This window comes from Spirillospora sp. NPDC029432, assembly GCF_040703975.1.
GTDB lineage: Bacteria > Actinomycetota > Actinomycetes > Streptosporangiales > Streptosporangiaceae > Spirillospora.
Genome location: NZ_JBEZWH010000052.1, coordinates 1 through 25,167, shown reverse-complemented (window position 1 = coordinate 25,167; position 25,167 = coordinate 1). Strand labels below are relative to the sequence as shown.

The following is a 25,167-nucleotide window of genomic DNA, read 5'->3' as shown; positions in this document are numbered from 1 at the left end:
CTCAAGGCGAACGCGCAACTCCATGACACATCCTACTTTTACCTAGCGTTTACCTTGTGTCGTAATTCACTTCAGGGAATTCGGCCATCCCGTTCGTATGAGGTGGAGCGCGGCCAGAACCCCGGCGCGCACGATGGCGGTCGGATGGTAAAGGTCCTTGTCGTGCCAGAGGGGAGGATCCATACGGGCGTCGCCCGCTCGCTGAAGATAACCTTCCAGGATGCCACGTCCGCGGGTCGCCGCGCGGACGATTTCCTCGTCCCGCTGTCCGTCCCGCTGCCCGTCCCGCTTCCCGTCCGGGCCGCCGCCGGTCAGGAGCAGCAGCTGGACCGCGTACGCCGTCTCCTCGGCGGTCCCCTGCCAGCGACCCCACGACCCGTCCGGACGCTGGGTCTCCAGGACCCACCGGCGCGCGCGGGCCACCGCGTCCGCCGACCGCTCGCCGTCGAAGCGGTCCAGCGCGATCGCGCAGCAGGACGTGGCGTAGTACGGCGACGCGTGCCAGCGGTCGGTCCAGGCGCCGTCCGGCCCCTGCTGCCCGCGCAGCCAGCCGGCCACCTTCGCCACGGTCGCCGCGTACCGGCGCACCGACCCGGGATCGGCCAGGTCCTCCCCGGCCTGCGCGAGGTACTGCCCGAACGCCTCCAGCACGTGGGTGTTGGTCGTGATGGACGAGCCGTCCTCACCGCGCCACGTGGAGAAGTGCGTGTCGTTCTCGTACTCCCACAGGGGATCGGGCCGGTGCGGTGCGCCGAGCAGGGCGAGCGCGTACAGGGCGCCCGAGGTGGTGTCGGCGTCGGCGGGCAGGCCGTCCGCGGCCGGCGTCCCGTGCGGGCCGAGCGGCGCGGTGAGGCTCAGCACCAGCTCGGGCGGCGCCGTGACCGGCACGCCCGCGCGCACCAGCCAGCTCATGACCCAGGCCCGCTCGAACACCGTGAGCGGGAACCCGACCGGGACCGGGCCGCCGTGCTGCGCGGACACCGTCTCCAGGTGCCAGCGCGCCGGATTGCTCGGATCGGCCGGCGTCCGGTCGCCCAGCCAGGCGGCGGTGGCCGCCGGCGAGGCGCCGATCGTCCCGGTCGACTCGGGCCGGATCCGCGGCAGCCCGCACGCCGCGTCCCCGGCGATCTCCAGGGCGTGCAGCAGCTTCTGCGGGACGTCCGCGCCCGACAGCAGCAGCTCCCGGACCAGCGTCAGCTTGGTGTCGCCCATCCCGGCGGGCAGCGGCAGGCCGCCGGCGGGCCAGCCCTCCGAACCCGCGCACGGGTGCTCGCGCGCCGCCTCCAGCCACCGGTTGAGCCGGATGATCAGGGCGGGCGAGATCAGCTCGATCGCCGGCATGTCCGGCAGGTCCAGCGGGCCGGGCAGCAGCCGGCCGAGGAAGCGCAGCCCGCGCCCCGCCGCGGCCGCGATCGCCGCGCCGTCGAGCCCGGCGCCCGCGGGGACGGTCCCGTCCCCGAGCACCGCGAGCAGCGCCTCGGTCGCGCTCAGGGTCGGGACGAGCGCGTACCCGTCGTCCGGCGGGCCCCAGCCGCCGTCGGGCCGCTGCGCGTCCAGCAGGAACGCGATCCGCCGGCCGTGCCCGGTCAGCCAGGGCGCGAGCGTCACCAGCCGGCCCGTCTCGTACACCGACGGGGACACCTGGCCCCACGGGGCGGCCACGATCCCCGCGATCAGCTCCTGTGCGTCCGCCGCCACGTCCGCCGCGACGGCGAGCCGCCGCGTGCCTCGCGGATGGGGCGCGGGGGGCGCTTCCGTCACATCGACCTCCTGAGCCGCGATACCGACCGGATGGCCCCCGATGGCGGGCGGGGGCGTCCGCGCGGCCCCGCCCCGGTGAAGGGAGCGCCCATCAGAGCGCGCCCCAGTAGTCCGTCGCCCCGTAGAAGCCAATGCTGTAGCCGATCTGGCGCTCCAGATAGACGGCCTCGCGGGGGCAGGGGCCGTGCAGGGCCCCGATGAGCTCGCGGCACCGCTCGACGAGCACGGCGATCCGCTCGGTCACGGCCTCCCGGCCGGTGCCCAGCAGCAGCGCGTTCAGGTCGCCCCACTCGACGTCCCGCTCGTACGTCGCGAGATCGTTCAGCAGCCGCAGGACGCGCTGCACCTCCCGGCTCGCCGCGCGCAGATCGTCCAGGTGGTCCGTCCAGGACGGGCCCCCGGTGGAGATCCAGTGCGCGATGTTGACCCAGGTGGAGCCGAAGTTGTCGGCGTTGTCGAGGTACTCCTCGAAGGTGGGGCGGCCGGCGGCGCCGGCGGACTTCCACTCCCACTCCAGCGCCATCGAGCGCAGCATGCGCTCCAGCTCGTCCCGCCACACCGGGCGCAGCTCCGCGAACCCCGGCGCCTCCGCCAGCCGGTCCCGGATCTCCGCCAGGAACGCCGTCAGCGGCCGCCCCGGAACGGGGTCGCCGCCGTCGCCGACGGCCCGGCACCCGGCCAGGACCTCCTCGACCTCCGCGCGCGAGCGTGCCTTGTAGTCGACCAGCCAGTCGAGGGCGAAGATCCACAGCGAGGTGCGGTTGGCGATCTCGATCTGGGCGGCCGAGTCGTCCGGCGAGCCGAACGCGTTCGCGAGCGAGACCGTACCGAACAGCGCGCCGTCGAACGGCCGGGCGGCGAACAGCTCGGGGTGCCGGTCCGCGCACCCCTGCAGGTCGCGCTGGGCGCGGGCGGCCAGCGCGCAGATCTTCCCGTGCTCGGCCGCCGCCCGTACCGCGTCGGCGGTCCGGACGGCGCCCGGCAGCGTCACGCCGTCTCCCGCGCGGGGACGAGCGTCATCTCGATGTCGTACCGGGGCCGGATCGTCGCGCCGATCTTCGGCTCGATCGGGATCGACTCCGACAGCCGCGGCCGGAACCGGCTGAGGATGCTCGTCAGGATCAGCTCGGCCTCGAAGTTGAAGACGTGCCGGCCGATGCACATGTGCGGGCCGCCGCCGAACGGGAAGTACGCGTACCGGTGGTGGGTGCGCGCCCGCTCCGGCGCGAACCGCTCGGGGTCGAACTCCAGCGGCCGCTCCCACACCGACTCCAGCCGGTGGGTGAGGTACGGGCTGATCAGCACGGTCTGCCCGGCCTTGATCGGGACGCCGCCGAGGTCGGTCGCCTCCCGCGCGATCCGCGGGAAGATCCAGCCGATCGGGTAGAGCCGCAGCAGCTCCTGGATGACCTGCTTGACGTACGGCAGGCGGTGCAGGTGGTCGGGGCGGACGCGGTCGGTCCCGACCACCGCGTCGATCTCGGCCGTCAGCCGCGCGGCGACCTCCGGGTGCCGGTCGAGGATCGGCCAGATCCAGGTCAGCGCCACGGTGGTGGTCTCGGTGCTGGTCGCCCACATGGCCAGCAGGTTGTCGCGGATCCACGCGTCGTCGAGTCCGCTGCCCTCGGTCATCCGCGCCCGGCACAGCGCCGTGAAGATGTCGAAGCCCTCGCCCGGGTCGTCCCGGAAGCGGTCGACCAGCTCGTACAGCGTCTCGTCCATGACCTTGGCGGCCTCGCCGAACGCCCGGTCGCCGGGCAGCGGGATCCGCCGCGGTACGAACGGCAGCAGGAACCGGAACGCGATCGACGTCGCGACCTGCTCCATCGCCGGCCCGAGCCGCTCCGCCTCCGCCTGCCTGATCTTGTCGCCGAACAGGACCTTGATGACGGTCTCGTTGACGATGCGGCCCATCTCGGGCAGCACGCTGATCGGCCGTCCGGCGCGGGCCGGCTCCTCGAACGTGTCAACGGCCTGGTTGATCGCCGCGGCCATGCTCTCGGTCAGCGCCCGGACGTTCTTGGTGGAGAAGACCGGCTGCAGCACGCGCTTGCTGACCTCCCACTCCTCGCCCTCGGACATGATGCTGCTGCCGAAGAGGGTGTGCAGGGGGCGCCAGAACGTCCCGTCCCGGACGAAGTTCTGCGCCTGGCTCTTGAGCACCTGCTGCACGTGGTCGGGATGGGTCACCACGTAGGGGTGCGACGCCCCGAGATCGAGCCGCGCGATCTCGCCGTCGGCCGTCCGGCTGATGCGCTCCAGTTCCCGCAGCGGGTCCCGAACAAATCGAGAGAATGTTCGATAAAGCGGAAAGGACCTGGCCTTTTGTGCCGTGTTCGGCGCGACGTCAACGGTCATTCCCCACTGCCTCTCAGGTGCGCTGTCAGCGTTGTGAAGGGCCGCCCCCGGGCGCGTCGATGGCGGCACGAGTGTGGATCGCCGGGCGTTCTCTACGTATCTGCGAAGCTTGTCAGTTATGTTCGTTTCTGGGGAAGTATCACATGATCAAATAACGAGATCAAGGCCCCAGATGGTAGGAAATGTGTGAAGGTTGCAGTGACCTTCATCACTTTCCCAAGAATTGTCAGTTAAGGTGACGCAGCTTGTCAGGGCACCCGCCGTGACGATACGCCAGAAATGATCACTCTCTGTGATCATCCGGTGGAAATGGCTTACTTAGCCGTGGAAAGGAAGTCCGGAGCATCCCGGTGCCGGTCGTGGACCGTGCCGTTGTGGTCCGTGCCGGCGGTAAAATCTCGCGCGTTCAGCGAAATGGCGCGAATGGCTCAGCCGGTGGCGCGGGCCATCTGCGGGTTGAGCGCGCCCGGCAGCAGCGACGGCCAGGACCGTTCCGTCGACACGGTGAGCCGCGCGCTCACCTGGCGCCCGCCGCATTCGGCCACCACCGTGTAGGTGCCCGCGCCGATGCTGCGCTTCAGCCGCGCCGTACCGCGGCCGCCGAGCCGGGCCCCCTCGGTGAACGCGATCGACTCGGCCCGCCCCTTGCACCCGGGGGTGCTGACCCGTACCCGCTCGCCGGGCCGCGCGACGCCCGGGGTGACGGTCATCCCGTCGCCCGGGACGTCCTCCGCGCCGGACGCGGGGGCCGCCAGGCCCGCCGCGATGACGGCCGCTCCCACCACGGTGAAGCTCAGCAGGCGCAACCGGACTCCTCGGGACGAGCGATGTGACGTCCGGCACTTTAGTGCTTGGAGGCTCTCTCCTCCAGGGAAGCGGCGAAACCCGGCGATCTCTGTGCGCGCACCCCGTCCCAGGTCAGCACGCATAGAGCCGACCAAACCAGGACGAACCCGGCCCATCGCCCGGCCGGCATCGACTCGTGGTGCACCAGCAGCCCGATGACGAACTGCAGCACCGGCGTCAGGTACTGGAGCATCCCGATCACGCTCAGCGGCAGCCGGACCGCCGCCCCGTTGAACAGCAGCAGCGGCACCGCGGTGACGAACCCGCTCACCACGATCAGCACCGCGTGCCCGGCCCCGGCATGCCCGAACGCCGCGTCCCCCTGCCCTTCGAGGAACAGCGCGAACCCCAGCGCCGGCAGGAACATCACCGCCGTCTCCACCGCCAGGCTCTCCAGCGACGGCATGTTCGCGAACTTCTTCACCAGCCCGTAGACGCCGAACGCCATCGCCAGCACCAGCGCGATCCACGGCGGCCGCCCGTAGTCGACGCTCAGCACCACCACGGCCACCACGCCGAGTCCCACCGCGGCCCACTGCCACCTCCGCAACCGCTCCCGGAAGATCAGCACCCCGAACAGCACGCTGATCAGCGGATTGACGAAGTACCCGAGCGCCGCGTCCAGCGTGTGCCCGGAGTTGACGGCGTAGATGTACACGCCCCAGTTGATCGTGATCACCGTCGCCGCGACGGCCAGCAGTCCCGCCTGCCGCCACGTCACCCGCACCCACCGCCGCGCGAACGCCAGCATCACCAGCACCGCGAGCAGCGACCACATGATCCGGTGCGCCAGGATCTCCACCGGCCCGGACGGCTTGAGCAGCGGCCAGTACAGCGGGAAGAGCCCCCAGATCACGTAGGCCCCGGCCCCGAACAGCAGCCCCTGACGATTCACGCCGGTCACCGTAGCAGGCCGTAATCACCCAACCCGCTCCACGCTGATGTCAGGCTCCGGCGCGTACCCTGAGGGCATGTTCTTCGCGAAGGCGCAGATGGTGTCTCCGGAGCAGGCCCTGCCCGGCCGCGCGGAGCCCATCCCGGTCCCGCCCCGGCACGAGGTCCTCGACGCCCCCCTCGCCCCGCCGTACCCGGCCGGCGCCGAGATCGCCGAGTTCGCCCTCGGCTGCTTCTGGGGCGCCGAACGCAAGTTCTGGCAGACCCCCGGCGTCCTCTCCACCGCCGCCGGCTACGAGGGCGGCTACACGCCCAACCCCACGTACGAAGAGGTCTGCAGCGGCCTGACCGGCCACACCGAGACCGTCCGCGTCGTCTACGACCCGTCCCAGGTCACCTACGAGGACCTCCTCCGCGTCTTCTGGGAGGCCCACGACCCCACCCAGGGGATGCGCCAGGGCAACGACGTCGGCACCCAGTACCGCTCGGCCGTCTTCTACCGCGACGAACCCCAGCACAAGCTCGCCGAAGCCTCCCGCGCCACGTACCAGAACGTCCTCACCGCCGCCGGCCACGGCCCCATCACCACCGAGGTGACCCGTGCGACCGACTTCTACTTCGCCGAGGACTACCACCAGCAGTACCTCCACAAGAACCCGAACGGCTACTGCGGCATAGCCGGCACCGGCCTCTCCTGCCCGATCGGCCTGGCCTCCGCCGAGTGACGTTTTGCCACCACCTGCCGTCCAGCGGTTGGCCGTCTCGGTCGGCGGTCACGCTCGGTGAACTGCGGGATGGACGAGCAGGTGGTGGCAGTTTTTCCTGCCCGGCCGGTTCGACCGGCCAAGTGCCCCAGCGGTCAGACGCGGAGCCAGTCCACTGGCGAAGGGCGGTTGGCACTGGCTTCCTTGCAGAGTGCTGGAATGTGAGAGCCGTCGCTGGACACGACCTTCGCAGGGCCGGTGGCGCTGGCGGCGGTGGCCACTACCAAGGCATCCACCACACAGTCGTGGCCGGATAGGCCGATGGAGTCCAGTAGGGCGGCAGCCGCGTCAGCGATGTCCTCGCTCACCGGGATGACGGTGAGCCTGGACCGAAGCCAGGCCAGCCGCCTGCCGGCCTTCCCGTCACGACGCTGTTCAGCGATGGTGACAGTGCTGATCACGGGCACGAACTCCTCTCGCACCGCAAGCTCCAACCTCGCTGCCATGCGCCGGTCATCGTCGGCGAGAAGCGACAGACCTTGAGCGTCCAACACGAATGCCGGACCGACCAGAGGAGTCGGGCTGGTCACTCGCCGCGCCACGCGGCCTCTGCCTCTGCCAGTTCCTCCTGCGTGAACTCTCCATGTCGCGCTACGTGATCGTCGACGATGTCCTGTGCCTTGAGCAATGCAAGATGGCGCTCAGCCGCGGCATCCAGAAACTCGGAGAAGCCTCGCGCGCCCGTACGGGCCTCGATCTGTTCCACGACGGTTTCGCGCAGAGTGACGGACTTCTTAACCGTCTTGCCGTAGCGTTCGCCCGAGCCTGGATTGCGTCGAGTCGTCGCCGGTGGGGTGTCGGCTCGACGCCCCTCGACCGGGGTGGCGGACGAGCGGCGGCCTCGCTTGCCACGCTGCGTGCGGGGCCTGTCTGCGGCGACCTTCTCAGGTTCGCGAACATCAGCCATGAGTTAACTATACTACTAAAAGTGGGATAGTTGCTGGAAGGCTCCTGCCCGATCGGCCTCGCCTCGACCGAGTGACCCGAACGACGCCCGACGAGCTCACCACCCTCTGGGCAGGGCACTCGGCCCTGCCGTTCCCGGACGGCCTGCGCGGACTGGACGCGCCGACCGGCGAATCAGTGGCGGCTCTTGACGCCTACATGGCCGGCTGCATCACGGCCTACCTGAGTACGGGCACCCTCGACACGCAGAGATACAGGACTCTCCGGGCCTGTGCCGAGCAGCTCGGTGGCGTCCTCCCGCAATTGGGCGGCGAAGACGCCGACTACGTGAGCCGTCTCCTCCAGGTGGCCGAACGAATCGCCGCAGACGCGGCCCGCACGCATTGCCACTTCGAGTAGTAAACTGCGGTCATGTCCGTGCCGGAGAAGGAGTTCGGGCTGGGTGAGGGCCCGGCTGTGAAGGCCAGTGTCTCGCTGAGGGCGGGGAACATCCGTGCCGTCCGCGAGCGGGTCGGAAGCCGGGGGTTCTCCGCCTACGTCGACGCCGCCGTGGAGCGCCAGATCGAACGCGACCTGCTCGAAGAGGCGTTGCGGGCCAACGAGGAGGCGTCGGGCCCGATACCGCAGGAGTTCCGTGATGAGGCCGCGGAGCTGTTCCGCGCGGTCAAGGCGGCGCCCGAGTTGCAGGAGGGCGCCGAGTGGGCCGGGCACGAAGCAGGCTGAGCGCGGGCACGCTGGTCCTGGACTGCGAGGGCCTGGCCAAGTGGTGCCAGGCCGATCAACGTGTCACCGCCCTGGTGCGGGAGGCTCAGGACAACGACTTCCGTGTGGTGATCAGTGCCCTCACGCCGGTTGAAGCCCAGGACGTACGGACCAGGCCGGACAGGCTGCGCTGGTTCCTGTCCAGACTCCGGATCGAGCCGGTCACCGAAGAGATCAGCAACGCCGCGGTGGACCTTCTGCGTGCTCATCGGCTGCACGGCCATAAGTACGCGATCGACGCGGTCGTCGCCGCCACGGCACTCCAGGCACCCAAGCCCGTCGTTCTCCTCACCTCCGATGAGGACGACATGACCACGCTCTGCGGGAAGGCCGTTCGCGCCGTCGCGGTCTGACCCGTAGACCGCCGATCGAGAATTCGCGCACGCTTCAGGGGCGGGTCTCTTCGGGTGCGGGGGTGGCGGCGATGCGGTTGAGTGTTTCCAGGTGGGCGGTGAACGCGGCTTTGCCCGCGGCGGTTGCGGTGAGCCAGGTGGTGGTCCGGCGGCCGGCCTGGCCCTTGCGGATCTCGATGTAGCCGGCCTTGTCCAGCGTCGTGAGGTGCTGGGACAGGCCCGAGTCGCTGACCTGGACCGTGTCGCGGACGAACCGGAAGTCGGCCCGTTCCACCGAGGACAGCAGCGCCATGATCGAGAAGCGCGCCGGGGAGTGGATCACCGGGTCCAGTTCGTGGCGGGGATGGCTCATGCCCGCCGTCCCGCCCAGGCCGCTATGAAGAACGGCAGTGCCATCACGGTCGCGGCCGCCGTCCATCCCGGCAGCGACTCCTCCAGCTTCCAGCGGGCCACCGGCCCGATCGCGACCAGGTACAGCGCGAACCAGGCGACCCCGGCGACGGCGAGCCGCCGTGAGGCGCCGGCGGGCAGGACCTGGCGGCGCTCGGCCCACCAGTTGGCCGCCCCCACGACCAGCACGCCTCCGGCGGTGACGTAGGCGCGGGCCGCGCCATGCGGCCACACCGACTCCAGCAGCACGATCCACGCGATCGCCACTGCCCCGAACGCCGCGAGGAAGCCGCTGTGCCAGCGCCCCGAACGCCTGGCCTGCTCGCGCACCCGCGCGGCCTCGTCCAGAACCGCCCGAGCCGACACCCGCCCGTCCTCTTCGGTACCCATGGAGTACATCCCCTCTCCTCAACCGTTTTAGTGAGGCTAAAGTACTTGAGGCGCTGGCGCAACGGTCGCGGAGGCAAGCGGCGTGGTAGGTGCGCTCGGCGCCACCGACGCGGAACGGGCCGATGGCTGGTACTCCTACCCGCTGGTGGGGCGGCGGCAGGTCGAAGTGCGGCTCGCTCATGACGTGGGGACCCGGGTGGTCTGCGTGCGCTTCGGTGAGCCGTTCGATGCGCGGCTTCGGGAGCCGATCGGGCTGTTGCTGTCGGTATTCGCCCGCTATGAGGTGGCACCGGGTGTCGAGTGAGGGGCGTTTCGTGGACCACTTGGAAGTGCTCTTGCCTCGCCTGCTGACTTTGGTGGTTGGTGAGGCATGGGTGCATGGCTTCGCGGGTGGTGGGGGTGACGTGGCGGGTTGGTGGAGCTTGTCTGCCTGAATGGTGCTGCCTGTCCTGCTTCGGTCAGGGTGGGGTGCCAAAAGTGTCCATCGATATGGCCGCGCGAGGGCATAAAAGGTTCCTGCATGCACTAGTCTGAACGCCCTAGGCACCGTGCAACATCGCTTCGTGCTTTATGGCAGTATGATCAGGGCAGGGTGGGCATGGCGGACAGTCCGACCGTTCATCAGCGTCGTCTTCGGGCTGAACTGCGCGCGGCGCGGGAGGCCGCCGGGCTGACCCAGGAGCAGGCAGCCCAGGAGTTGGAGTGGTCCCTCTCCAAGATCATTCGGATTGAGGGCGGTACGGTCAGGGTGGCCGTGACCGATGTCAGGATCCTGTTGCAGATGTACGGCGTCGCCGGGGAGCGGGTGAACGACATCCTGACCCTGGCCCGTGCCGCGCGCGAGCAGGGCTGGTGGAACGCCTATCGCAAGATACTCAGCCAGCAGTTGCTCGATCTGATCGGCTACGAGTCGGCGGCCAAGGTCATTCGCCAGTTCGAGCCGCTGCTCGTCCCGGGCCTCCTGCAGACGAGCGCGTACGCGCGGGAAATCCTCTTCCAGCTGCGTGGATCCGATTCCGGTGCCGACATCGACGACCTCGTCGAGGTCCGGATGCGTCGCCAGGAGCTCTTCGAGAGGCCGGATCCGCCGCAGTTCTTCTTCGTGCTGGACGAATCGGCGGTGCACCGGCTGGTCGGTGGTACGGCGATGATGCGCGCCCAGCTCGCCCATCTCCTCGAGATGGCCAAGCGGCCGAACGTGACGATCGAGGTCGTGCCGTTCAATGCGGGCGCCCATGCGGGACTCTCGGGTTCTTTCCAGATGCTCGATTTCGCGGCGCCCGAAGATGACCCTGTGCTTTATCTGGAAGGAGTGCAGGGAGAGATCGTCGGCCGCGACTTCCGGGAGGACGTCGTGCGGTACCGGGAACGCTTCGAACTGCTGCGCGGTATGTCGCTCGGGCCGGAGGGCTCGGCCGTATTGCTCAGCGGTCTCGCCGAAAAGCTCTGACATCCCGCCATTCGGGCCGGACGTACTGATCACCCTATGGTCTGATCTTTGTGCAGCGCCTACACTCTGACCTTGACAGGGTGCGACACGGCGTTGTGGTGGACTCTGCATTCGGTTCGGGAGAGAGCAGGGGTGCCGACGGTCGCCGTCTGTGCGGCAATGCCCGTCGCTCCGGGTATTCCGTGAGCCGAAAGGCAGGGATATCCGCGCGATGCTCGACCCCTGTTACGGGGGCTCGGCCATCGGAGAGGGGCGTGCGGACGTTGGAAAGGCCTCGGCTGGATTGGCGGAAGAGCCGGTGGAGCGGCGGCAGCGGCTGCGTGGAGGTCGCGCGCTGCGGCGCGTCCGTTCTCATCAGGGACTCCAAGGATCTCGGCGGGCCGGCCCTGGCGCTCTCGCCCACGGAGTGGAACGCTCTCGTGCGCGCGGTTCATGCGGGCGAGCCGTTGCCGTCGTAGATGTAGCCGCGGTAGACGACCTGCTTGACCTCCACTTCGAGCGGGATGAACCTTTCCGGGGCCAGTTCGCAGAGGCCGGTGCGGATCACGTCGTTGTAGAGCGACTCGGAGACCGCCAGGGCGAGGGCCAGGTCGGGGTGCTCGGTGAGGTAGGCGCGGAGCGGGTCGGCGTCCAGTAGCCGGGAGACGACGATCGGGCCGTCGCCCGCGGGGCCGAGGGGGCCCGGCGCCATCGTTCCGTGGTGGAACGCCACCCGCAGCCGCAGGTCCGGGTTCCGGTTCAGGTTCAGCCGCTGGAGTCCGCTTTGAAGGCGGTGGGTGAACGTGCCGACCGTCCGGAGGATGTCGATGTCGGCGGGAAACGCCACCAGTTCGCCGTCGCCGGCGCCCTGGCGGTACCAGTCGTCGGTCATGAGCCCGGTGAGGCGCGCGGACTCGTCGACCAGCCGGCGCAGGTCCTCCTGCGCCTCGACCTGCTGCCGCGTGTCGAGGCGGCTGTACTTCTCGACGTCGAGCCTTAGGAACAGGCGGTAGGCGAGCCCGGACTCCGGTCGCCTGCGGGTTCGCAATCGCACCATAAGCCTGTCCTCGATGGTGAGGTGATTGCTACCGATTCTGCCCTATGTGGGGTGCGATGCGGGCCTAAGCCTACAGCGGTTAGACATATGGCTCTTTGCCGATAGCAATTGTGGCAGTGGCTCTGGTGCTGTGACCTGGGACAACGTGTTTGATCTAGAAGCTTGGTCGCATGATGACATATGTCATCAAGGATGGTGGCGCTGAGGTGTGTGGCGGAACGCCTGCTTCCCCGAGCAGTGGCCGGAGGGATAGGGAGTACGTTCGGCGTGACCGGAGGGAGTGTCGTGGAGATCGGTGATCTGGGGGAAGTCGAGCTGGTGGTGGGGCCCGAGGACACCGCGGAACGGGTCGGGAGCGGGGACCTGCCCGTTCTGGGGACGCCGCGGCTGCTCGCCGTCATGGAGGAGGCGACCGTCCGGGCCGTTCAGGGGCGGCTCGGGGACGGGCGGACGTCCGTCGGTACGCGGGTCGAGCTGGAGCACCTCGCCGCCAGCCCCGTGGGAGCGCGCGTCGCGGTGGTCGCGGAGCTGGCGGAGGTGGCGGGGCGGCGGCTGGTGTTCGGTGTTCGGGCGACCGATCAGGACGGCACGGAGGTCGGGCGGGGACGGGTCGAGCGCGCCGTCGTCGACCGGGAGCGGTTCATGGCCCGGCTGGGGTGACCTTCCTCTTCTGGCCGTAGATGTGGACCTTGCGGCCCCGGTACTCGGTGTCGTGCAGGTGCGTGTGGCCGATGCGTTCGGCGACGGCGATGGAGCGGTGGTTGCCCGGGAGGATGACGGAGATGACGTCCTCGGCGTCCAGCGCGCTGAAGCAGTACGCGAGGGACGCCTGGGCGGCCTCGGTGGCGTAGCCCTTGCCCCAGTGGTCGCGGGCCAGGCACCAGCCGACGCCGAGGCCGGGGAAGCCGTGCGGCCGCCAGGGGCCCGCGTGGCCGGCGAAGGCGCCGGTGGCCTTCTCGATGACGGCCCAGTGGGAGTAGCCGCGGATCTGGTGGTGGCCGATGTACGTGGCGAGGCTGCGCCAGGCGTCGGCGGGGGAGTCGCCCACCGTCTCGGCGAGGCCGGCGGTGACCTCGGGGGTCAGCATCGCCGCGAAGTCGTCGAAGTCGGCGCCGGTGAGGGGGCGCAGGACGAGTCGTTCTGTCTCCAGCATGGACGCATTCTGGCGGAGTTTCCGGCCAGCGGAAGTTTCCGCAGGTCAGTGGGTGAATTCTCATCGAACATGAGCCATTGCTCAACGTGACCTAGTGCACTGGAGGCCGCCGATGGCGACCCGAACCCCACCCGCCCGTGCCTGGGTGCTCCCGCTCTGCTGGGCGGCCGTCCTGCTGGACGGCTTCGACCTCGTGGTGCTCGGCACGGTGCTGCCCGTGCTGCTGCGCGAGCACGTCTGGGACCTGACGCCGGGCACGGCCTCGGCGGTGACCACCGCCGGGCTGGTCGGCATGATGATCGGCGCGCTGGTCATCGGCGCGGTCACCGATGTGATCGGCCGGCGCAAGGCGCTGATCATCGCCGTCATCTCGTTCTCGGTGTTCACCGCGCTGTGCGCGGTGGCGCCGTCGGCGGCGGTCTTCGGGCTGCTGCGCTTCCTGGCCGGGCTCGGCCTGGGCGGCTGCCTGCCGACCGCGATCACCCTGGTCGGCGAGTACGCGAAGCGCGGCCGCAGCGGCAGCGCCACCACGACGATCATGACCGGGTACCACGTCGGCGCGGTGGTGACCGCGCTGCTGGGCATCGCGGTGATCCCGGCGCTGGGCTGGCGCGCGATGTTCCTGATCGGCGCGGCGCCCGCGCTGGTCCTGGTACCGCTGATGATCAAGTTCCTGCCGGAGTCGGAGTCGTTCCTGGCGGCCGAGCGGTCGGCGGCGCCGAAGTCGGGCGTGCGGACGCTGTTCGCGGGCGGGCTCGTCCGGACGACGCTGGCGTTCTGGATCGCCTCGTTCATGGGCCTGCTGCTGGTGTACGGCCTGAACACCTGGCTGCCGGAGATCATGCGGCAGGCGGGCTACCCGCTCGGCGCGGCGCTGAGCCTGCTGCTGACGCTGAACGTGGGCGCCGTGGTCGGCCTGGTCGTGGCCGGGTACGTGGCGGACCGCCGGGGCATCCGCCCGTCCACGATCACCTGGTTCGGGGCGGCGGCGGTGTTCCTGGCGCTGCTGAGCGTCAAGCTGCCGAGCGCCGGCCTGTACGCCGCGGTGTTCCTGGCGGGCTGCTTCGTGTTCAGCGCCCAGGTGCTTGTTTACGCCTACGTCGGCCGGGCGTACCCGGCGGCGGGCCGGGCGACCGCTATGGGCGCCGTCGCCGGTGTGGGACGGATCGGGGCGATCTGCGGCCCGCTGCTGGGCGGCTCGCTGCTGTCGGCGGGGATCGCGTACCCGTGGGGCTTCTACGCGTTCGCGGTCGTGGGCGCGCTGGGCGCGGTGGCGGTCACGATGGTCGCGAGCCGGCCCGGGACCGAGCCGGCGGAGGCGGTGGACGTGCCGCAGGGCGCGCGAGCCTGACCGGATACATGAGCAGGGCCTCGCCTGATGGCGGGGCCCTGCGTATTTCCTGGCCTTTGCCGGGGGATGTGGAGGGTGTCCCCCACAAGGGCTCGCGGTCTAGTACGGCAGTAGGCGGCCGGTAGGGGTCCGGAGGTCGAGCGGGCTCGGTTGACGTGGAGGTTTCGGGCGCTTGACGAGCTGCTGCCGTGCCATGGTGATCATCTCCCCCGCCGGGCCGGGTGTTAACCCGTCGATCGAGCCGATGTCGCGCTCCTTTCGTACGACGCGCGCGCCGCGGGAAAGGTTCGCCGAGCTTATGTCACCGCCTCTGTCCTTTCGACCGATTTAACGGAAGGATTCTCTTGCGGAACGTAGCCGCAACGGCGCGTTCAGTGAGGAATAGGGGCGATGGCATGGCCGGATCCGGACACCGGGTGCGGCTCAGGACACCACGTCCTTGCGCTGGAAACGGCGGAACGCCAGCGCCAGCAGGACGACCGAATAGGCCACCGAGACGGCCGTCCCCTTGGCCATTCCGCTCCACTGGATCTGCGGCTGGAGGGCGTCCATCCAGGCCCACATCCAGTGGCTCGGGAGGAAGTCTCGCCAGCCGCCGAGCGCGGTGACGGCGTCCAGGATGTTGGAGACGATCACCAGCCCGACCGCGCCGCCGACCGCGCCCAGCGGCGAGTCGGTGACGACCGACAGCAGGAACGCCAGCGACGCCACCACCAGCTGGACGATCAGCGAGTAGCCGACGATGATCGCCATCCGTTCCAGGGCCGTGCCGACCGGGACGGAGCCGCCGGTGGGCAGCTCGACCGGTCCCCAGCCGAACACGACCGCGCCCGCGACCAGCGACATCAGCGGCAGCACGAGCACGGCCGCCGCCGCGTACGAGAGCGAGACGATCAGCTTCTGGCGCAGCAGCCGGGCCCGGGGGACGGGCGCGGCCAGCAGGTATCGCAGCGACGACCAGCCCGCCTCGCTGGCCACGGTGTCGCCGCAGAACAGCGCGACCGCCACCACCAGCAGGAACCCGGTCGCCACGAACAGGGCGAACAGCGCGAAGTTCAGCGCGCCGGCGGTGGCGACGTCGACCAGGCTCGGCATGCCGTCCGGGCCCATCTCGTCGCCGCCGATCTGGAACGCGGCCACCAGCACCCAGGGCAGCACCAGCAGGATCCCGAACGCCACCAGCGTGCGGCGGCGCCGGAACTGCCGCACGAACTCCACCCGCAGCGGCAGCGTCCGCCGCACCTTGTATCCGGTGCTCCGTTCGGCGGCGGCCCGTGCCGGAGTGGTCGCGGTCTCGCTCATGCCGGGTCCCCCGTACCGATGATCTCCAGGAAGGCGTCCTCCAGGCGGCGGCCGGAGGAGCCGACGATCTCCGCGACCGGGCCGGCGGCCACCCGCCGGCCCCGCGACATGACGACCGCGTGGGTGCAGGTCTGCTCGACCTCGGCGAGCAGGTGGCTGGAGACGATCACGGTTCGGCCGGCCGCCGCGTACCGGACGAGCACCTCGCGCATCTCGCGGATCTGGGGCGGGTCGAGCCCGTTGGTGGGCTCGTCCAGCACGAGCAGGTCGGGCAGGCCGAGCATCGCCTGGGCGATCGCGAGCCGCTGCCGCATGCCCTGCGAGTACGTGCGGACGGCGCGGTCCAGCGCGGAGCCGAGGTCGGCGATCGCCAGCGCCTCCTCCAGGTGCGCCTCGCCGGCGGGGCGGCCGGTGGCGCGCCAGTAGAGGTCGAGGTTGTCGCGCCCGGACAGGTGCGGCAGGAAGCCGGGGCCTTCGACGAACGAGCCCAGCCGCGACAGCACCGGCGCCCCGGGCGTGACGCGCTCGCCGAAGATGCGGATCTCGCCGGAGTCCGGGTGGATGAGGCCCATCAGCATCCGCAGCGTGGTCGTCTTGCCCGCGCCGTTCGGCCCGAGGAGGCCGAGCACCTGGCCCTTCTCGACGCGGAACGACAGGTCGGCGACCGCGAGGTGGCCGTTCTTGTACGCCTTGGTCAGCCTGTCGATCTGGAGCGGCACGCCGGCCAGCTCGGGCGAGAGGTCGTCCTTGGAACGGCGGCGCCGCACGCCGATCAGCAGCCCGGCGGCGATGGCGAGCGCGGCGGCCGGCATGCCCCAGACCCAGCCGGGCACCGGCGCCGGGGCGGCGGTCAGCCCGGGGACGGTCGGCACGGTCAGCCCGGACACCGCGGAGATCTTGTACGAGGCGGGCTTGGCCGGTGTGGCGAAGCCCATGTCGGTGGTCGACACGACGAGCCGCAGCCGGTGGCCGCGGTCGAAGCGGTAGTCCATGGCGGGCAGCGTGACCGTGGCCTCGCGGCCGTCCGCGGCGTCCTTGACGGTCAGCGGCGCGGCGATCCGGCGGGCGGGGGAGCCCTGCCGGGAGGCGGGCCCGACGTCGTACAGCTTGGCGAACAGCGGCACGTCGCCCTCGCCGGTCACCTTGATCCGCACGGTGGCGGCGCCGGTCAGCCGGAGCGGCTCGCGCAGCGGCGCGGTGTCGAAGGTGGCGGACTGGCCCGGCATGTCGACCGCGAGCTGCCCCTCGACCGCGCCCGCCGCGCCGAGATCGCCGGCGCTGCCGAGGGCGCCGAGGCCGGGCAGCGCGGAGATGGACGCCGGGGTGCCGCCGGCCGGGTTGTGGACGGTCTGCTCGCGCCCGGTGAGCGGCAGCGTCCGCGGGTTCGCGTTCAGCCCGGGGTACGTGCCGGTCCTGGCGGGCTCGACGATGACCTCCTGCGTGGAGGAGTCGATCCCGCCGGCGCGGGTCACGGTGAACGCGGCGGGCCGCTCCTCCTCGGCTTCGGGGGTACGCCCGCGCAGCCGCTCGTCGAACCAGCCGCGCACCAGGCCGCGGATCCGCTCGGTCTCGGGGTCGCCGCCGTCGTGCCCGCCCTGGAACCAGACGACCGAGACGGGCGTGCCGTTGCGGGAGATGGCGCGCGCGTTGGCGTCGGCGTGGTCGAGCGGGAAGAGCGAGTCGGCCTGCCCCTGGACGATCAGCGCGGGCGCCTTGATCCGGTCGGCGACGAGTTCGGGGCTGGAGCGCCGCAGCGTCTCGACGGCCTCCTTCGTCGGCCGGCCGGTCTCCGCGATCTCCTGGTACATCTCGCACAGGGACGGGAGGAAGCGCCCGCACGCGGAGCTGCCGTTCTCCCCGGCGCCGCTGGTGAAGAAGATCCCGGCCCACAGCTTCTTGAAGACGCCCGCGTCGGCGCCCTCGCCCGTGCCGTTCGGGAAGAGGGCGTCGGGGAGGCTGTGCCAGGTGATCTGCGGGGCGATGGCGTCCACCCGCGGGTCGTGCCCGGCGGTCATCAGCGCGATCGCGCCGCCGTACGACTCGCCCGCCATGCCGACGCGCGGGTCGCCGGGCCCGTCCAGCTGGACGTCGGGCCGCTTCGCCAGCCAGTCGATCAGCTGCCGGACGTCCTTGACCTCGTAGTCGGGCGAGTTGAGCGCGATCTCCCCGGTGGAGCGGCCGAAGCCGCGCGCCGACCAGGCCAGCACGCCGTACCCGGCGCGGGCGAGCTCCTCGGCCTCCTGCCTCACGTCGTCCTTGGAACCGCCGAACCCGTGCCCGAGCAGGACCACCGGCGCCTTCCTCTCCCCGACCGGGGAGTAGAAGGTGGTGTCCAGGCTCACCTTCCGGTCGTTCGCGGGCCCGTCGACCACGTCGATCCGCTGCGCCGCCGACCGGACGGGCTCCTCGCCGTCCGCGCCGGCGCCCCACAGCAGGCCGCCGCCCGCCAGGACCACCACCGTGCCCGCGACCGCCGTCCAGCGCGTGGCGGCACGGGTCCCGTCCCACCGTTCCCGGAGCCGTCGCGCTCCCCCCAGCCTCATGCCGGCAAGCCTATGGGTACGGGGCGCCCCGCCCCTCCGCCGTTGAGTCGATCTTCGGCGGTCCCCGCTGCGCCCGCCGCCGTATGCGCCGCCCGTCGCTTACACCCGGGGGAGTAGGGGCTCAGCCGAACGGGGCGAGCGCGGCCTCGAACATCGCCGCGACGCGCTCGGTGAGCCGCTCCGGATCGGTGGCGAGGACGGGGTCGAAGCCGGCCACCCGGCGGATCGGGCCGCCGCCCATGATGATCGTCGTGGCCAGGGTGGCGCGGGCGCGGGCCTCGGTGCCGCCGCCGAGCTGCTCGACCAGCGGCCCGATGACGAGCCGTTCCATGTGCTCGCTCAGGATCGCCTGCACCTCGGGGTTGCCGACGGAGCGGTCGAGCATCCGCGGTACGGGGCTGGCGGGGCCGCGGTACGCCTGCCGGACGAAGTGCCGGGCCAGCCGGAGGTGGAGGGGCGCGGGGTCGTCCTCGCCGAGGATGACGCGCTTCAGGACGTACTCGCCCTCCAGGACGGCGCCGAAAAGAGCCGCCTTCGACCCGAAATAACGATGCACCAGCGCGACGTTGGCATCTGCGGCGGCCGCGATCTCACGCACCGTGACGCCGTCGAAGCCGTGCTCGCCGAACAGCTCCCGGGCCGCCTCCAGCAGGCGCCCTTCGGTCGCCTCCCGGTCCCGCTTGGGCCTGGCCCTGACCTGGGATTCCGGTTCCTGGGACGCTGCCCGCCCGGTCGTGGTGTCCACCTGATCCAGCACGGCTCCAGTATCCCCCCAACTTGCAAGTAAACGCCCGACTACATAAGATACATGCAGAACACAGATAATCAATGAGCCTTCCGGGGACTGAAAGCAGGGGGCAGAGTGGCTCGGACGAGCGCGGCGGCACCGCCCGCGACGCCGGCGCCGGAACAGGCGCCACCGCGATATACGCACCGCCAGATCATGGAGATCCTGGCCGGCCTGATGATGGCCATGCTGACCTCGATGATCTCGACGTCGGTGGTCGGCACCGCACTGCCGACGATCGTCGGGGAACTCGGCGGCCAGGACCAGCTGTCCTGGGTGGCCAGCGCCACGCTGCTGACCATGACCGCCTCCACGCCGCTCTGGGGCAAGCTGTCCGACATCTTCGGGCGCAAGCTGATGTTCCAGAGCGCGCTGCTGATCTTCGTGCTGGCCTCGGTCGCCGCCGGAGCGTCGCAGGACATCGGCCAGCTGATCACCGCCCGCGCGTTCCAGGGCCTGGGCGTCGGCGGGCTGTCCGCGCTGGCGCAGGTCATCATCGGCGACGTCGTCGAGCCCCGGCAGCGCGGCCGGTACGCCGGCTACATGGGTGCCGTCTTCGGCATCTCCACCGTCGCCGGGCCGCTGCTCGGCGGCTTCCTCGTGGACGCGGACAGCCTCGGCTGGCGCTGGTGCTTCTACGTCTGCGTCCCGCTCGCCGTGATCGCGTTCATCGTGATCCAGAAGGTCCTCAAGCTGCCCAGGGTCAAGCGGGACACCCGGCTGGACGTCTTCGGCGCGTTCACCATCACCGGTGCCGCCAGCCTCGTGATGCTGCTGCTGTCGCTGGGCGGCAAGGAGTTCGAGTGGAACTCCGCGTGGACGTACGGGATGATCGCCGGCGCGGTCGTGCTGGTGATCCTGGCGGTCTTCGCCGAGCGCGGGGCGCGCGACCCGATCCTGCCGCCCCGGCTGTTCCGCAACCCGACCTTCCTGCTGACCTCGTTCGGGTCGCTGTGCATCGGCATCGCGATGTTCGGCGCGATGATCTACCTGCCGCAGTTCCTGCAGATCGTCAAGGGGATGAGCCCGACCGAGTCCGGGCTGATGACGCTGCCGCTGGTCGGCGCGATGTTCGTCACCTCGACCGTCTCCGGGCAGCTGGTGACCCGTACCGGCCGGTGGAAGATCTTCCCGGTCGTCGGGCTGGCCTGCGTCGCCGTCGCGCTCTTCATGCTGTCGCGGCTGCACACCGACTCCAGCAACCTCGTCATCGGCGTGGACATGGCCGTGCTCGGCTTCGGCATGGGCCTGACCCTGCAGATCCTGATCCTGGCCGCGCAGAACGCCGCCGCGCCCGCGGACCTGGCCGCCACCACCTCCGGCGTCTCGTTCTTCCGGAACCTCGGCGGCGCGATGGGCGTGGCCGCGTACGGGGCGATCCTCAGCAACCGGCTCGCCGCCGAGATGGAGGACCGGCTGTCCGCCGCGGGCGTCAAGGCCCCGCCCGGCGACTCCGGCGCGCTCGGCTCGCCCGACCAGATCCACGCGCTGCCCCAGCCGTTCCAGGGGATCGTGCTGGAGTCGTTCACCAAGGCGCTGGAGATGGTCTTCCTCGTCGGCATGCCGATCGCCGTGCTCGGCCTGATCGCCGTGCTGGCCCTGAAGGAGATCCCGCTGCGCGGCTCGTCGGGCCGCGGCGCCGCGGCGCCCGCCGCCGGCGGCCCCGCCCCGGTGGACGCGCCCGCCGCGGCCTCCGCGGCCGCCACGGCCGCTGCCACCGCCCAGCCCGGCCGCCACGCCCGTGGCCGCCAGGACGAACTCGTCACGGTAGGTGCCCCTGTGCCAGAAGGCATGTCACCCAACGGAAACGGCACGGCGCCGTCCATGAACGGCACCCGGCCGCTCGTCCAGGCCGAGACGGCGATGCCGCCGGTCCTCGCGTCGGCCGAGCCCCAGCAGCCGCGGGATGGCGGCGGCCTGGCGATCCGCGGGTACGCCCGCGACGGCGACGGCGCGCCCGTCCCGTCGGTGGCGCTCACCCTGATCGACGCGGGCGGGCAGCAGCTCGGCCGCGGCTTCACCGGGCCGGACGGGTCGTACACGATCGCCGCCCCCGGCCCCGGCACGTACGTGCTGATCGCGGCCACCGGGGAGCACGAGCCGCAGGCCGCGACCCTCGTGGTCGGCGACCGGCCGGTGGACTTCGACCTGCGCATGGCCGGCAGCGGGGGCCTGGCCGGCACGGTCCGCGGCGCCAACGGCGTCCCGATCGAGGGCGCGATGGTCGTGGTGACCGACGTGCGCGGCGAGGTGGTCGGCACCGGCCGCACCGGCAACGACGGCGGCTACCTGTTCAAGGACGTCGTCGCGGGGGCGTACACCCTCGCGGTCAGCGCCGCCGCGCACCGGCCGATCGCGGTCCAGGCCGAGGTCACCGGCAACGGCCGGACCGTCCAGGACGTCGACCTGCCGCCCGGCGCGCACGTCCGCGGCACGATCCGCAACGCTGCGGGCGAGCCGATCGGCGACGCCCGGGTGACGCTGGTGGACGCCGCCGGCAACGTCGTGGCGATGGTCGTCACCGGCCCGGACGGCGAGTACGCCTTCGCCGACCTGGTCGGCGGCCAGTACACCGTGATCGCCTCCGGCTACCCGCCGGTCGCGACGTCGGTGTCGCTGTCGGGCAGCGGCCGCGACGAGCACGACATGAAGCTCGGGTACCCGGACGAGTGAGCGACCCGCGCGAGGAGACGAGGACCATGGACGACGCTCGCGGGCTGCGCGGCAGCGTGCGTACCAAGGACGGCTGGGCGGTGCGCAACGCCATCGTCACCGTCACCGACCTGATGGGCCGGCAGACCGCCCGGTTCCAGGCCGGCGAGGACGGCCGGGTGGCGGGCGACCCGCTGCCCGGCGGCACCTACACGGTGATCGTGACGGCGCTGGGCTACGAGCCCGCCGCGTCCACCCTGATCGTGTCCAGCCAGGGCGCGGCCGACCTCGGGACGGTGGTGCTGTCCCGGGCCGGCGGCGCGGAGCTGCCGCCGCCCGGTATCTGGACGATCGACCCGGTGCACTCCAGCGTCGGCGCGGTCGCCCAGCACCTGGGCCTGTCCAGCGTGCGGGGCCGGTTCGGCGCGTTCGAGGGCCGGATCGAGATCGGTGACCGGGTGGAGCGCTCCCGGGTCGCGGCGCGGATCGACGCCGCGTCCATCGACACCGGCAACAAGATGCGCGACGACCACCTGCGCTCGCCGGACTTCCTGCACGTGGACGCCCACCCGGTGATCACGTACGAGGGCGACGGCCTCACCGAGACCGGCCCCGACCGGTGGACGGTGCACGGCCGGCTCACCCTGAACGGCCACACCTGCCCGGTCGACCTCGACCTGACGTACCTGGGCACGGGCCCGGACCCGTGGGGCGGCACCCGGGCGGCGTTCCGCGCCGCCACGGAGCTGAACCGCCGCGACTTCGGGATCCGCTACAGCCAGATCCTGGAGGCGGGCGTCTCGGCCGTGGGCGAGAGCCTCAAGGTCGAGATGGAGATCCAGGCCGTCCAGGGCGAATCCCTCCCGGAGGGCTGAGCGTCAACTCGTGGATCGCGCTCTGCCGATCGCGTGCGCCTGCGCCGGCGGCGCCGACGCGCGGGCCTGCTCGTCGGTCTCCATCCGGGGGGCCAGGGCTCAGCGGCCGCCCTTGAGGCTGCGGACGAGGCGGTTGGCCTCCGCGCGGTTCGAGGAGCCGGTGATGACGACCTTGCCGTCCAGGATCGGCGTGTCCACGCGGGGCACCGTGACCAGGCGCTCGCGTACGACGAAGGCGAGGTCGCGGTTCAGCGTCGCGCGGGTCAGGGTGGCGAACGCGCGCCGGTCGTTGGTGCGCAGCGTCACCGCGACGTCGTACGCGCCGCGCGTGCGGGCCCGCTGGACGCGCAGGTCGGCGACCTTGCGGATGGCGATGCCCTGGCTGAGCTGGTAGCAGGCCATCCCGGACGACGTCTGCCCGGTGATGCCCTGCGTACCGGCCGGGCACTGCCCCGGGACGGTCGCCGTGACCGGGTAGATGTGCAGGGGCGCGGCCAGCGCGACCGGCCGGGTGTGCATCGAGGACGCGATCAGCCCGCCGGTGACGGCGACGGTGGCGATCAGCAGCCCCAGCATGACGATCATGACGAGGAGCGAGGAGCGGTGCTCCCGGGCGGCCTTGTCCCGGCGGGCGGCGTTCTGCCGCTTCAGCGTGCGGCTGGCCTTGGCCTCGGCAGCGGCGCGGCGGCGCTCGGCGGCGCGGGCGCGGCGGCGCCTGGTCTCCTCGTCAGGCCCCGGGCCGAGCTGGGCGGTGTCGATGCCGACGGGCGGCAGCGGCCTGGTGACGCGCGGCGGGCCCTGCTCCGGGACCCCGGTGCCTCCCGTACCCGCACGGACCTTGTTGCGGCGCGGCATGACCCGCATCGTCACCTCCCGGCAGCATGATCTCCCAGTCTTTCAGGACGCGGAAGGCCCCCGCAGCGTTGACACGTTTTCGGGCATGCCGAAAGCCCGGCCCCCTGTGAGGGCCGGGCCTTCCGTGCGTGACGGGTCAGTCGATGCGCCAGGTGTCGCCGCTGCCGAGCAGGGCGGCCAGGTCGCCCCTGCCCTGGCTCTCGACGGCCTCCTCCACCTGGGCGCGCATCAGCTCGTCGTACGAGGGACGCTCGACCTGCCGGAAGATGCCGATCGGGGTGTGCTCGAACGCGGGCGAGTCCAGCCGCGACAGCGCGAACGCCAGCGACGGGTCCTCGTTGTGCGCGTCGTGCACCGCGATGTCGGCGGTGGACACGTCGGCGGTGTTCACCACCTCGAACGAGCCGGACGGCGTCCGGCGCAGCGCCTTCTGCCCCTCGGCGCCGAACACGATCGGCTTCCCGTGCTCAAGCCGCACCGTGATGTCGTCGCGCACCGACGCGTCCTTCAGCGGCTCGAACGCGCCGTCGTTGAAGATGTTGCAGTTCTGGTAGATCTCCACCAGCGCGGTGCCGTTGTGCTGGGCGGCCTCGCGCAGCACCGACTGGAGGTGCTTGCGGTCGGAGTCGATCGTCCGGGCGACGAACGTGCCCTCGGCGCCGAGCGCCAGCGAGATCGGGTTGAACGGGGAGTCCAGCGACCCCATCGGCGTCGACTTGGTGATCTTGCCGACCTCGGAGGTGGGCGAGTACTGGCCCTTGGTCAGCCCGTAGATCCGGTTGTTGAACAGGAGGATCTTCAGGTTGACGTTGCGGCGCAGCGCGTGGATCAGGTGGTTGCCGCCGATCGACAGCGCGTCCCCGTCCCCGGTCACCACCCACACCGACAGGTCGGGCCGGGACGAGGCAAGCCCGGTCGCGATCGCCGGCGCGCGGCCGTGGATCGAGTGGAACCCGTAGGTGTTCATGTAGTACGGGAACCGCGACGAGCAGCCGATGCCGGAGACGAACGTGATGTTCTCCCGGCGCAGCCCCAGCTCGGGCAGGAACGACTGGACGGCCGCCAGGATCGCGTAGTCCCCGCAGCCGGGGCACCAGCGCACCTCCTGGTCGGTCTTGAAGTCCTTCAGCGTCTGCTTCTGGTCGGTCTTGGGCACCAGCGACAGGGCGGTGCGGCCGTTGCCGTTGCCGTTGGCGCCGTTCACGCCGTTCTCACTCACTGTCGATCACATCCTGGATGACGCTCTCCAGCTCCTCGGCCTTGAAGGGCAGGCCGCGGACCTGGTTGTAGCCGATGACGTCGACGAGGAACCGGCCGCGCAGCAGCAGCGCGAGCTGGCCCAGGTTGATCTCCGGCACGATGACCTTGTCGTACGAGCGGAGCACCTGCTCCAGGTTCGCCGGGAACGGGTTGAGGTGGCGCAGGTGGGCCTGCGCGACCTGGTGGCCGTTGCGGCGGACGCGGCGCGCGGCGGCGGAGATCGCCCCGTACGTGCCGCCCCAGCCCAGCACCAGCACCCGGGCGGCGCCGGACGGGTCCTCGACCTCCAGCGGCGCGATGTCGTTCGCGATCCCGTCGACCTTGGCCTGGCGCAGCCGGACCATCCGGTCGTGGTTGGCCGGGTCGTAGGAGATGTTGCCCGAGCCGTCGGCCTTCTCCAGGCCGCCGATGCGGTGCTCCAGCCCCGGCGTGCCCGGGACCGCCCAGGGGCGGGCGAGGGTGTCGGGGTCGCGCTTGAA

At 71.1% G+C, this 25,167-nt stretch carries 27 protein-coding genes and 1 pseudogene; 11 read left to right on the top strand and 17 right to left on the bottom strand.

The window, feature by feature from the left end:
- Positions 1-66 precede the first annotated feature (66 nt).
- The 5 genes from AB0881_RS30630 to rarD form a co-directional block, all read right to left on the bottom strand.
- Positions 67-1,761 carry a prenyltransferase/squalene oxidase repeat-containing protein gene (locus AB0881_RS30630; protein WP_366622459.1) on the bottom strand — a complete coding sequence of 565 codons (1,695 nt, stop codon included), beginning with the start codon at positions 1,759-1,761 and terminating at the stop codon, positions 67-69.
- 91 nt (positions 1,762-1,852) lie between these two features.
- Positions 1,853-2,752: a terpene synthase family protein gene (locus AB0881_RS30625; protein ID WP_366622457.1), complete on the bottom strand. Its 900-nt coding sequence runs from the start codon at positions 2,750-2,752 to the stop codon at positions 1,853-1,855.
- Positions 2,749-4,119 (bottom strand): cytochrome P450, encoded by a 1,371-nt coding sequence (locus tag AB0881_RS30620; protein WP_366622455.1) that lies wholly within the window; start codon positions 4,117-4,119, stop codon positions 2,749-2,751. The genes AB0881_RS30625 and AB0881_RS30620 overlap by 4 nt, the downstream gene beginning before the upstream one ends.
- Positions 4,120-4,547: 428 nt before the next feature.
- Positions 4,548-4,925, bottom strand: coding sequence for a hypothetical protein (locus AB0881_RS30615; protein ID WP_366622453.1), 378 nt, complete (start codon positions 4,923-4,925; stop codon positions 4,548-4,550).
- A gap of 38 nt (positions 4,926-4,963) precedes the next feature.
- Positions 4,964-5,860, bottom strand: a complete 897-nt coding sequence (gene rarD / locus AB0881_RS30610; protein ID WP_366622451.1) for an EamA family transporter RarD — start codon at positions 5,858-5,860, stop codon at positions 4,964-4,966.
- 76 nt (positions 5,861-5,936) lie between these two features.
- Between rarD and msrA the strand changes: the two genes are divergently transcribed.
- Complete coding sequence (msrA, locus tag AB0881_RS30605) at positions 5,937-6,584, top strand: peptide-methionine (S)-S-oxide reductase MsrA (protein ID WP_366622449.1); 648 nt, start codon at positions 5,937-5,939, stop codon at positions 6,582-6,584.
- A 134-nt stretch (positions 6,585-6,718) separates the two neighbouring features.
- On the opposite strand, the gene AB0881_RS30600 is transcribed toward msrA, so the two are convergent.
- Together AB0881_RS30600 and AB0881_RS30595 are read right to left on the bottom strand one after the other, a co-directional pair.
- The gene (locus AB0881_RS30600) at positions 6,719-7,153 is read right to left on the bottom strand and encodes a hypothetical protein (RefSeq protein WP_366622447.1); all 435 of its coding nucleotides are present in this window, start codon (positions 7,151-7,153) and stop codon (positions 6,719-6,721) included.
- Positions 7,150-7,530, bottom strand: coding sequence for a hypothetical protein (locus AB0881_RS30595; RefSeq protein ID WP_366622445.1), 381 nt, complete (start codon positions 7,528-7,530; stop codon positions 7,150-7,152). Before AB0881_RS30595 ends, AB0881_RS30600 begins: the two co-directional genes overlap by 4 nt.
- Positions 7,531-7,601: 71 nt before the next feature.
- On the opposite strand from AB0881_RS30595, the gene AB0881_RS30590 reads away from it, so the two are divergent.
- The 3 genes from AB0881_RS30590 to AB0881_RS30580 are packed head-to-tail and all read left to right on the top strand — an operon-like array spanning position 7,602 to position 8,644.
- Positions 7,602-7,928, top strand: a complete 327-nt coding sequence (locus AB0881_RS30590; RefSeq protein ID WP_366622443.1) for a hypothetical protein — start codon at positions 7,602-7,604, stop codon at positions 7,926-7,928.
- Between the two features lie 12 nt (positions 7,929-7,940).
- Positions 7,941-8,252, top strand: coding sequence for a hypothetical protein (locus AB0881_RS30585; RefSeq protein WP_366622441.1), 312 nt, complete (start codon positions 7,941-7,943; stop codon positions 8,250-8,252).
- Positions 8,228-8,644: a PIN domain-containing protein gene (locus tag AB0881_RS30580; RefSeq protein ID WP_366622439.1), complete on the top strand. Its 417-nt coding sequence runs from the start codon at positions 8,228-8,230 to the stop codon at positions 8,642-8,644. The genes AB0881_RS30585 and AB0881_RS30580 overlap by 25 nt, the downstream gene beginning before the upstream one ends.
- A 34-nt stretch (positions 8,645-8,678) precedes the next feature.
- On the opposite strand, the gene AB0881_RS30575 is transcribed toward AB0881_RS30580, so the two are convergent.
- Complete coding sequence (locus tag AB0881_RS30575) at positions 8,679-8,996, bottom strand: transcriptional regulator (protein WP_366622437.1); 318 nt, start codon at positions 8,994-8,996, stop codon at positions 8,679-8,681.
- On the bottom strand, positions 8,993-9,424 hold the full coding sequence (locus AB0881_RS30570; RefSeq protein WP_366622435.1) for a hypothetical protein: 432 nt from the start codon (positions 9,422-9,424) through the stop codon (positions 8,993-8,995). The genes AB0881_RS30575 and AB0881_RS30570 overlap by 4 nt, the downstream gene beginning before the upstream one ends.
- An 82-nt stretch (positions 9,425-9,506) precedes the next feature.
- On the opposite strand from AB0881_RS30570, the gene AB0881_RS30565 reads away from it, so the two are divergent.
- The 3 genes from AB0881_RS30565 (at position 9,507) to AB0881_RS30555 (ending at position 11,332) form a co-directional block, all read left to right on the top strand.
- A complete protein-coding gene (locus AB0881_RS30565; RefSeq protein ID WP_366622433.1) occupies positions 9,507-9,728 on the top strand; it encodes a hypothetical protein in 222 nt (73 codons plus the stop codon).
- A 294-nt stretch (positions 9,729-10,022) separates the two neighbouring features.
- The gene (locus AB0881_RS30560; protein ID WP_366622516.1) at positions 10,023-10,874 is read left to right on the top strand and encodes a helix-turn-helix transcriptional regulator; all 852 of its coding nucleotides are present in this window, start codon (positions 10,023-10,025) and stop codon (positions 10,872-10,874) included.
- A gap of 50 nt (positions 10,875-10,924) precedes the next feature.
- Complete coding sequence (locus AB0881_RS30555) at positions 10,925-11,332, top strand: DUF397 domain-containing protein (protein ID WP_366622431.1); 408 nt, start codon at positions 10,925-10,927, stop codon at positions 11,330-11,332.
- Here AB0881_RS30555 and AB0881_RS30550 read toward each other — a convergent pair.
- Positions 11,305-11,910, bottom strand: coding sequence for a hypothetical protein (locus tag AB0881_RS30550; protein ID WP_366622429.1), 606 nt, complete (start codon positions 11,908-11,910; stop codon positions 11,305-11,307). The two genes, AB0881_RS30555 and AB0881_RS30550, sit on opposite strands and share 28 nt — an antisense overlap.
- Before the next feature lie 267 nt (positions 11,911-12,177).
- Between AB0881_RS30550 and AB0881_RS30545 the strand changes: the two genes are divergently transcribed.
- The gene (locus AB0881_RS30545; RefSeq protein WP_366622427.1) at positions 12,178-12,570 is read left to right on the top strand and encodes a hotdog domain-containing protein; all 393 of its coding nucleotides are present in this window, start codon (positions 12,178-12,180) and stop codon (positions 12,568-12,570) included.
- On the opposite strand, the gene AB0881_RS30540 is transcribed toward AB0881_RS30545, so the two are convergent.
- Positions 12,551-13,063 (bottom strand): GNAT family N-acetyltransferase, encoded by a 513-nt coding sequence (locus AB0881_RS30540; protein ID WP_366622425.1) that lies wholly within the window; start codon positions 13,061-13,063, stop codon positions 12,551-12,553. The genes AB0881_RS30545 and AB0881_RS30540 overlap by 20 nt on opposite strands.
- A gap of 112 nt (positions 13,064-13,175) precedes the next feature.
- Here AB0881_RS30540 and AB0881_RS30535 point away from each other — a divergent pair, with 112 nt between their 5' ends.
- Complete coding sequence (locus AB0881_RS30535; protein WP_366622423.1) at positions 13,176-14,414, top strand: aromatic acid/H+ symport family MFS transporter; 1,239 nt, start codon at positions 13,176-13,178, stop codon at positions 14,412-14,414.
- Between the two features lie 423 nt (positions 14,415-14,837).
- Here the strand turns inward: AB0881_RS30535 and AB0881_RS30530 are convergent, their stop codons facing one another.
- The 3 genes from AB0881_RS30530 to AB0881_RS30520 form a co-directional block, all read right to left on the bottom strand.
- Positions 14,838-15,716, bottom strand: a complete 879-nt coding sequence (locus AB0881_RS30530) for an ABC transporter permease subunit (RefSeq protein ID WP_366622421.1) — start codon at positions 15,714-15,716, stop codon at positions 14,838-14,840.
- Positions 15,713-18,259 (bottom strand): alpha/beta fold hydrolase, encoded by a 2,547-nt coding sequence (locus tag AB0881_RS30525; RefSeq protein ID WP_366622419.1) that lies wholly within the window; start codon positions 18,257-18,259, stop codon positions 15,713-15,715. The genes AB0881_RS30530 and AB0881_RS30525 overlap by 4 nt, the downstream gene beginning before the upstream one ends.
- Positions 18,260-18,380: 121 nt before the next feature.
- Positions 18,381-19,016: a TetR family transcriptional regulator gene (locus tag AB0881_RS30520; protein WP_366622417.1), complete on the bottom strand. Its 636-nt coding sequence runs from the start codon at positions 19,014-19,016 to the stop codon at positions 18,381-18,383.
- Between the two features lie 105 nt (positions 19,017-19,121).
- On the opposite strand from AB0881_RS30520, the gene AB0881_RS30515 reads away from it, so the two are divergent.
- Both AB0881_RS30515 and AB0881_RS30510 read left to right on the top strand, forming a co-directional pair.
- Positions 19,122-21,719, top strand: coding sequence for an MFS transporter (locus tag AB0881_RS30515; protein WP_366622415.1), 2,598 nt, complete (start codon positions 19,122-19,124; stop codon positions 21,717-21,719).
- Positions 21,720-21,745: 26 nt separating this feature from the next.
- Positions 21,746-22,573 (top strand): YceI family protein, encoded by an 828-nt coding sequence (locus AB0881_RS30510; RefSeq protein ID WP_366622413.1) that lies wholly within the window; start codon positions 21,746-21,748, stop codon positions 22,571-22,573.
- A gap of 99 nt (positions 22,574-22,672) precedes the next feature.
- Here AB0881_RS30510 and AB0881_RS30505 read toward each other — a convergent pair whose 3' ends face one another.
- From AB0881_RS30505 to AB0881_RS30495, 3 genes and pseudogenes are all read right to left on the bottom strand, one after another.
- Positions 22,673-23,437: a hypothetical protein gene (locus tag AB0881_RS30505; RefSeq protein WP_366622515.1), complete on the bottom strand. Its 765-nt coding sequence runs from the start codon at positions 23,435-23,437 to the stop codon at positions 22,673-22,675.
- Positions 23,438-23,564: 127 nt separating this feature from the next.
- Positions 23,565-24,647, bottom strand: a complete 1,083-nt coding sequence (locus tag AB0881_RS30500; protein ID WP_366622411.1) for a 2-oxoacid:ferredoxin oxidoreductase subunit beta — start codon at positions 24,645-24,647, stop codon at positions 23,565-23,567.
- Positions 24,640-25,167: pseudogene (locus AB0881_RS30495) on the bottom strand (2-oxoglutarate ferredoxin oxidoreductase subunit alpha); the annotation flags it as partial. The pseudogene AB0881_RS30495 and the gene AB0881_RS30500, both read right to left, overlap by 8 nt.

Excerpts from the sequence above, each read along its gene's own strand:
- AB0881_RS30620 (WP_366622455.1), bottom strand. The coding sequence starts at position 4,119 with ATGACCGTTGACGTCGCGCCGAACACGGCACAAAAGGCCAGGTCCTTT.
- msrA (WP_366622449.1), top strand. The coding sequence starts at position 5,937 with ATGTTCTTCGCGAAGGCGCAGATGGTGTCTCCGGAGCAGGCCCTGCCC.
- AB0881_RS30595 (WP_366622445.1), bottom strand. The coding sequence starts at position 7,530 with ATGGCTGATGTTCGCGAACCTGAGAAGGTCGCCGCAGACAGGCCCCGC.
- AB0881_RS30585 (WP_366622441.1), top strand. The coding sequence starts at position 7,941 with ATGTCCGTGCCGGAGAAGGAGTTCGGGCTGGGTGAGGGCCCGGCTGTG.
- AB0881_RS30575 (WP_366622437.1), bottom strand. The coding sequence starts at position 8,996 with ATGAGCCATCCCCGCCACGAACTGGACCCGGTGATCCACTCCCCGGCG.
- AB0881_RS30570 (WP_366622435.1), bottom strand. The coding sequence starts at position 9,424 with ATGGGTACCGAAGAGGACGGGCGGGTGTCGGCTCGGGCGGTTCTGGAC.
- AB0881_RS30560 (WP_366622516.1), top strand. The coding sequence starts at position 10,023 with ATGGCGGACAGTCCGACCGTTCATCAGCGTCGTCTTCGGGCTGAACTG.
- AB0881_RS30550 (WP_366622429.1), bottom strand. The coding sequence starts at position 11,910 with ATGGTGCGATTGCGAACCCGCAGGCGACCGGAGTCCGGGCTCGCCTAC.
- AB0881_RS30540 (WP_366622425.1), bottom strand. The coding sequence starts at position 13,063 with ATGCTGGAGACAGAACGACTCGTCCTGCGCCCCCTCACCGGCGCCGAC.
- AB0881_RS30535 (WP_366622423.1), top strand. The coding sequence starts at position 13,176 with ATGGCGACCCGAACCCCACCCGCCCGTGCCTGGGTGCTCCCGCTCTGC.
- AB0881_RS30530 (WP_366622421.1), bottom strand. The coding sequence starts at position 15,716 with ATGAGCGAGACCGCGACCACTCCGGCACGGGCCGCCGCCGAACGGAGC.
- AB0881_RS30525 (WP_366622419.1), bottom strand. The coding sequence starts at position 18,259 with ATGAGGCTGGGGGGAGCGCGACGGCTCCGGGAACGGTGGGACGGGACC.
- AB0881_RS30510 (WP_366622413.1), top strand. The coding sequence starts at position 21,746 with ATGGACGACGCTCGCGGGCTGCGCGGCAGCGTGCGTACCAAGGACGGC.
- AB0881_RS30505 (WP_366622515.1), bottom strand. The coding sequence starts at position 23,437 with ATGCGGGTCATGCCGCGCCGCAACAAGGTCCGTGCGGGTACGGGAGGC.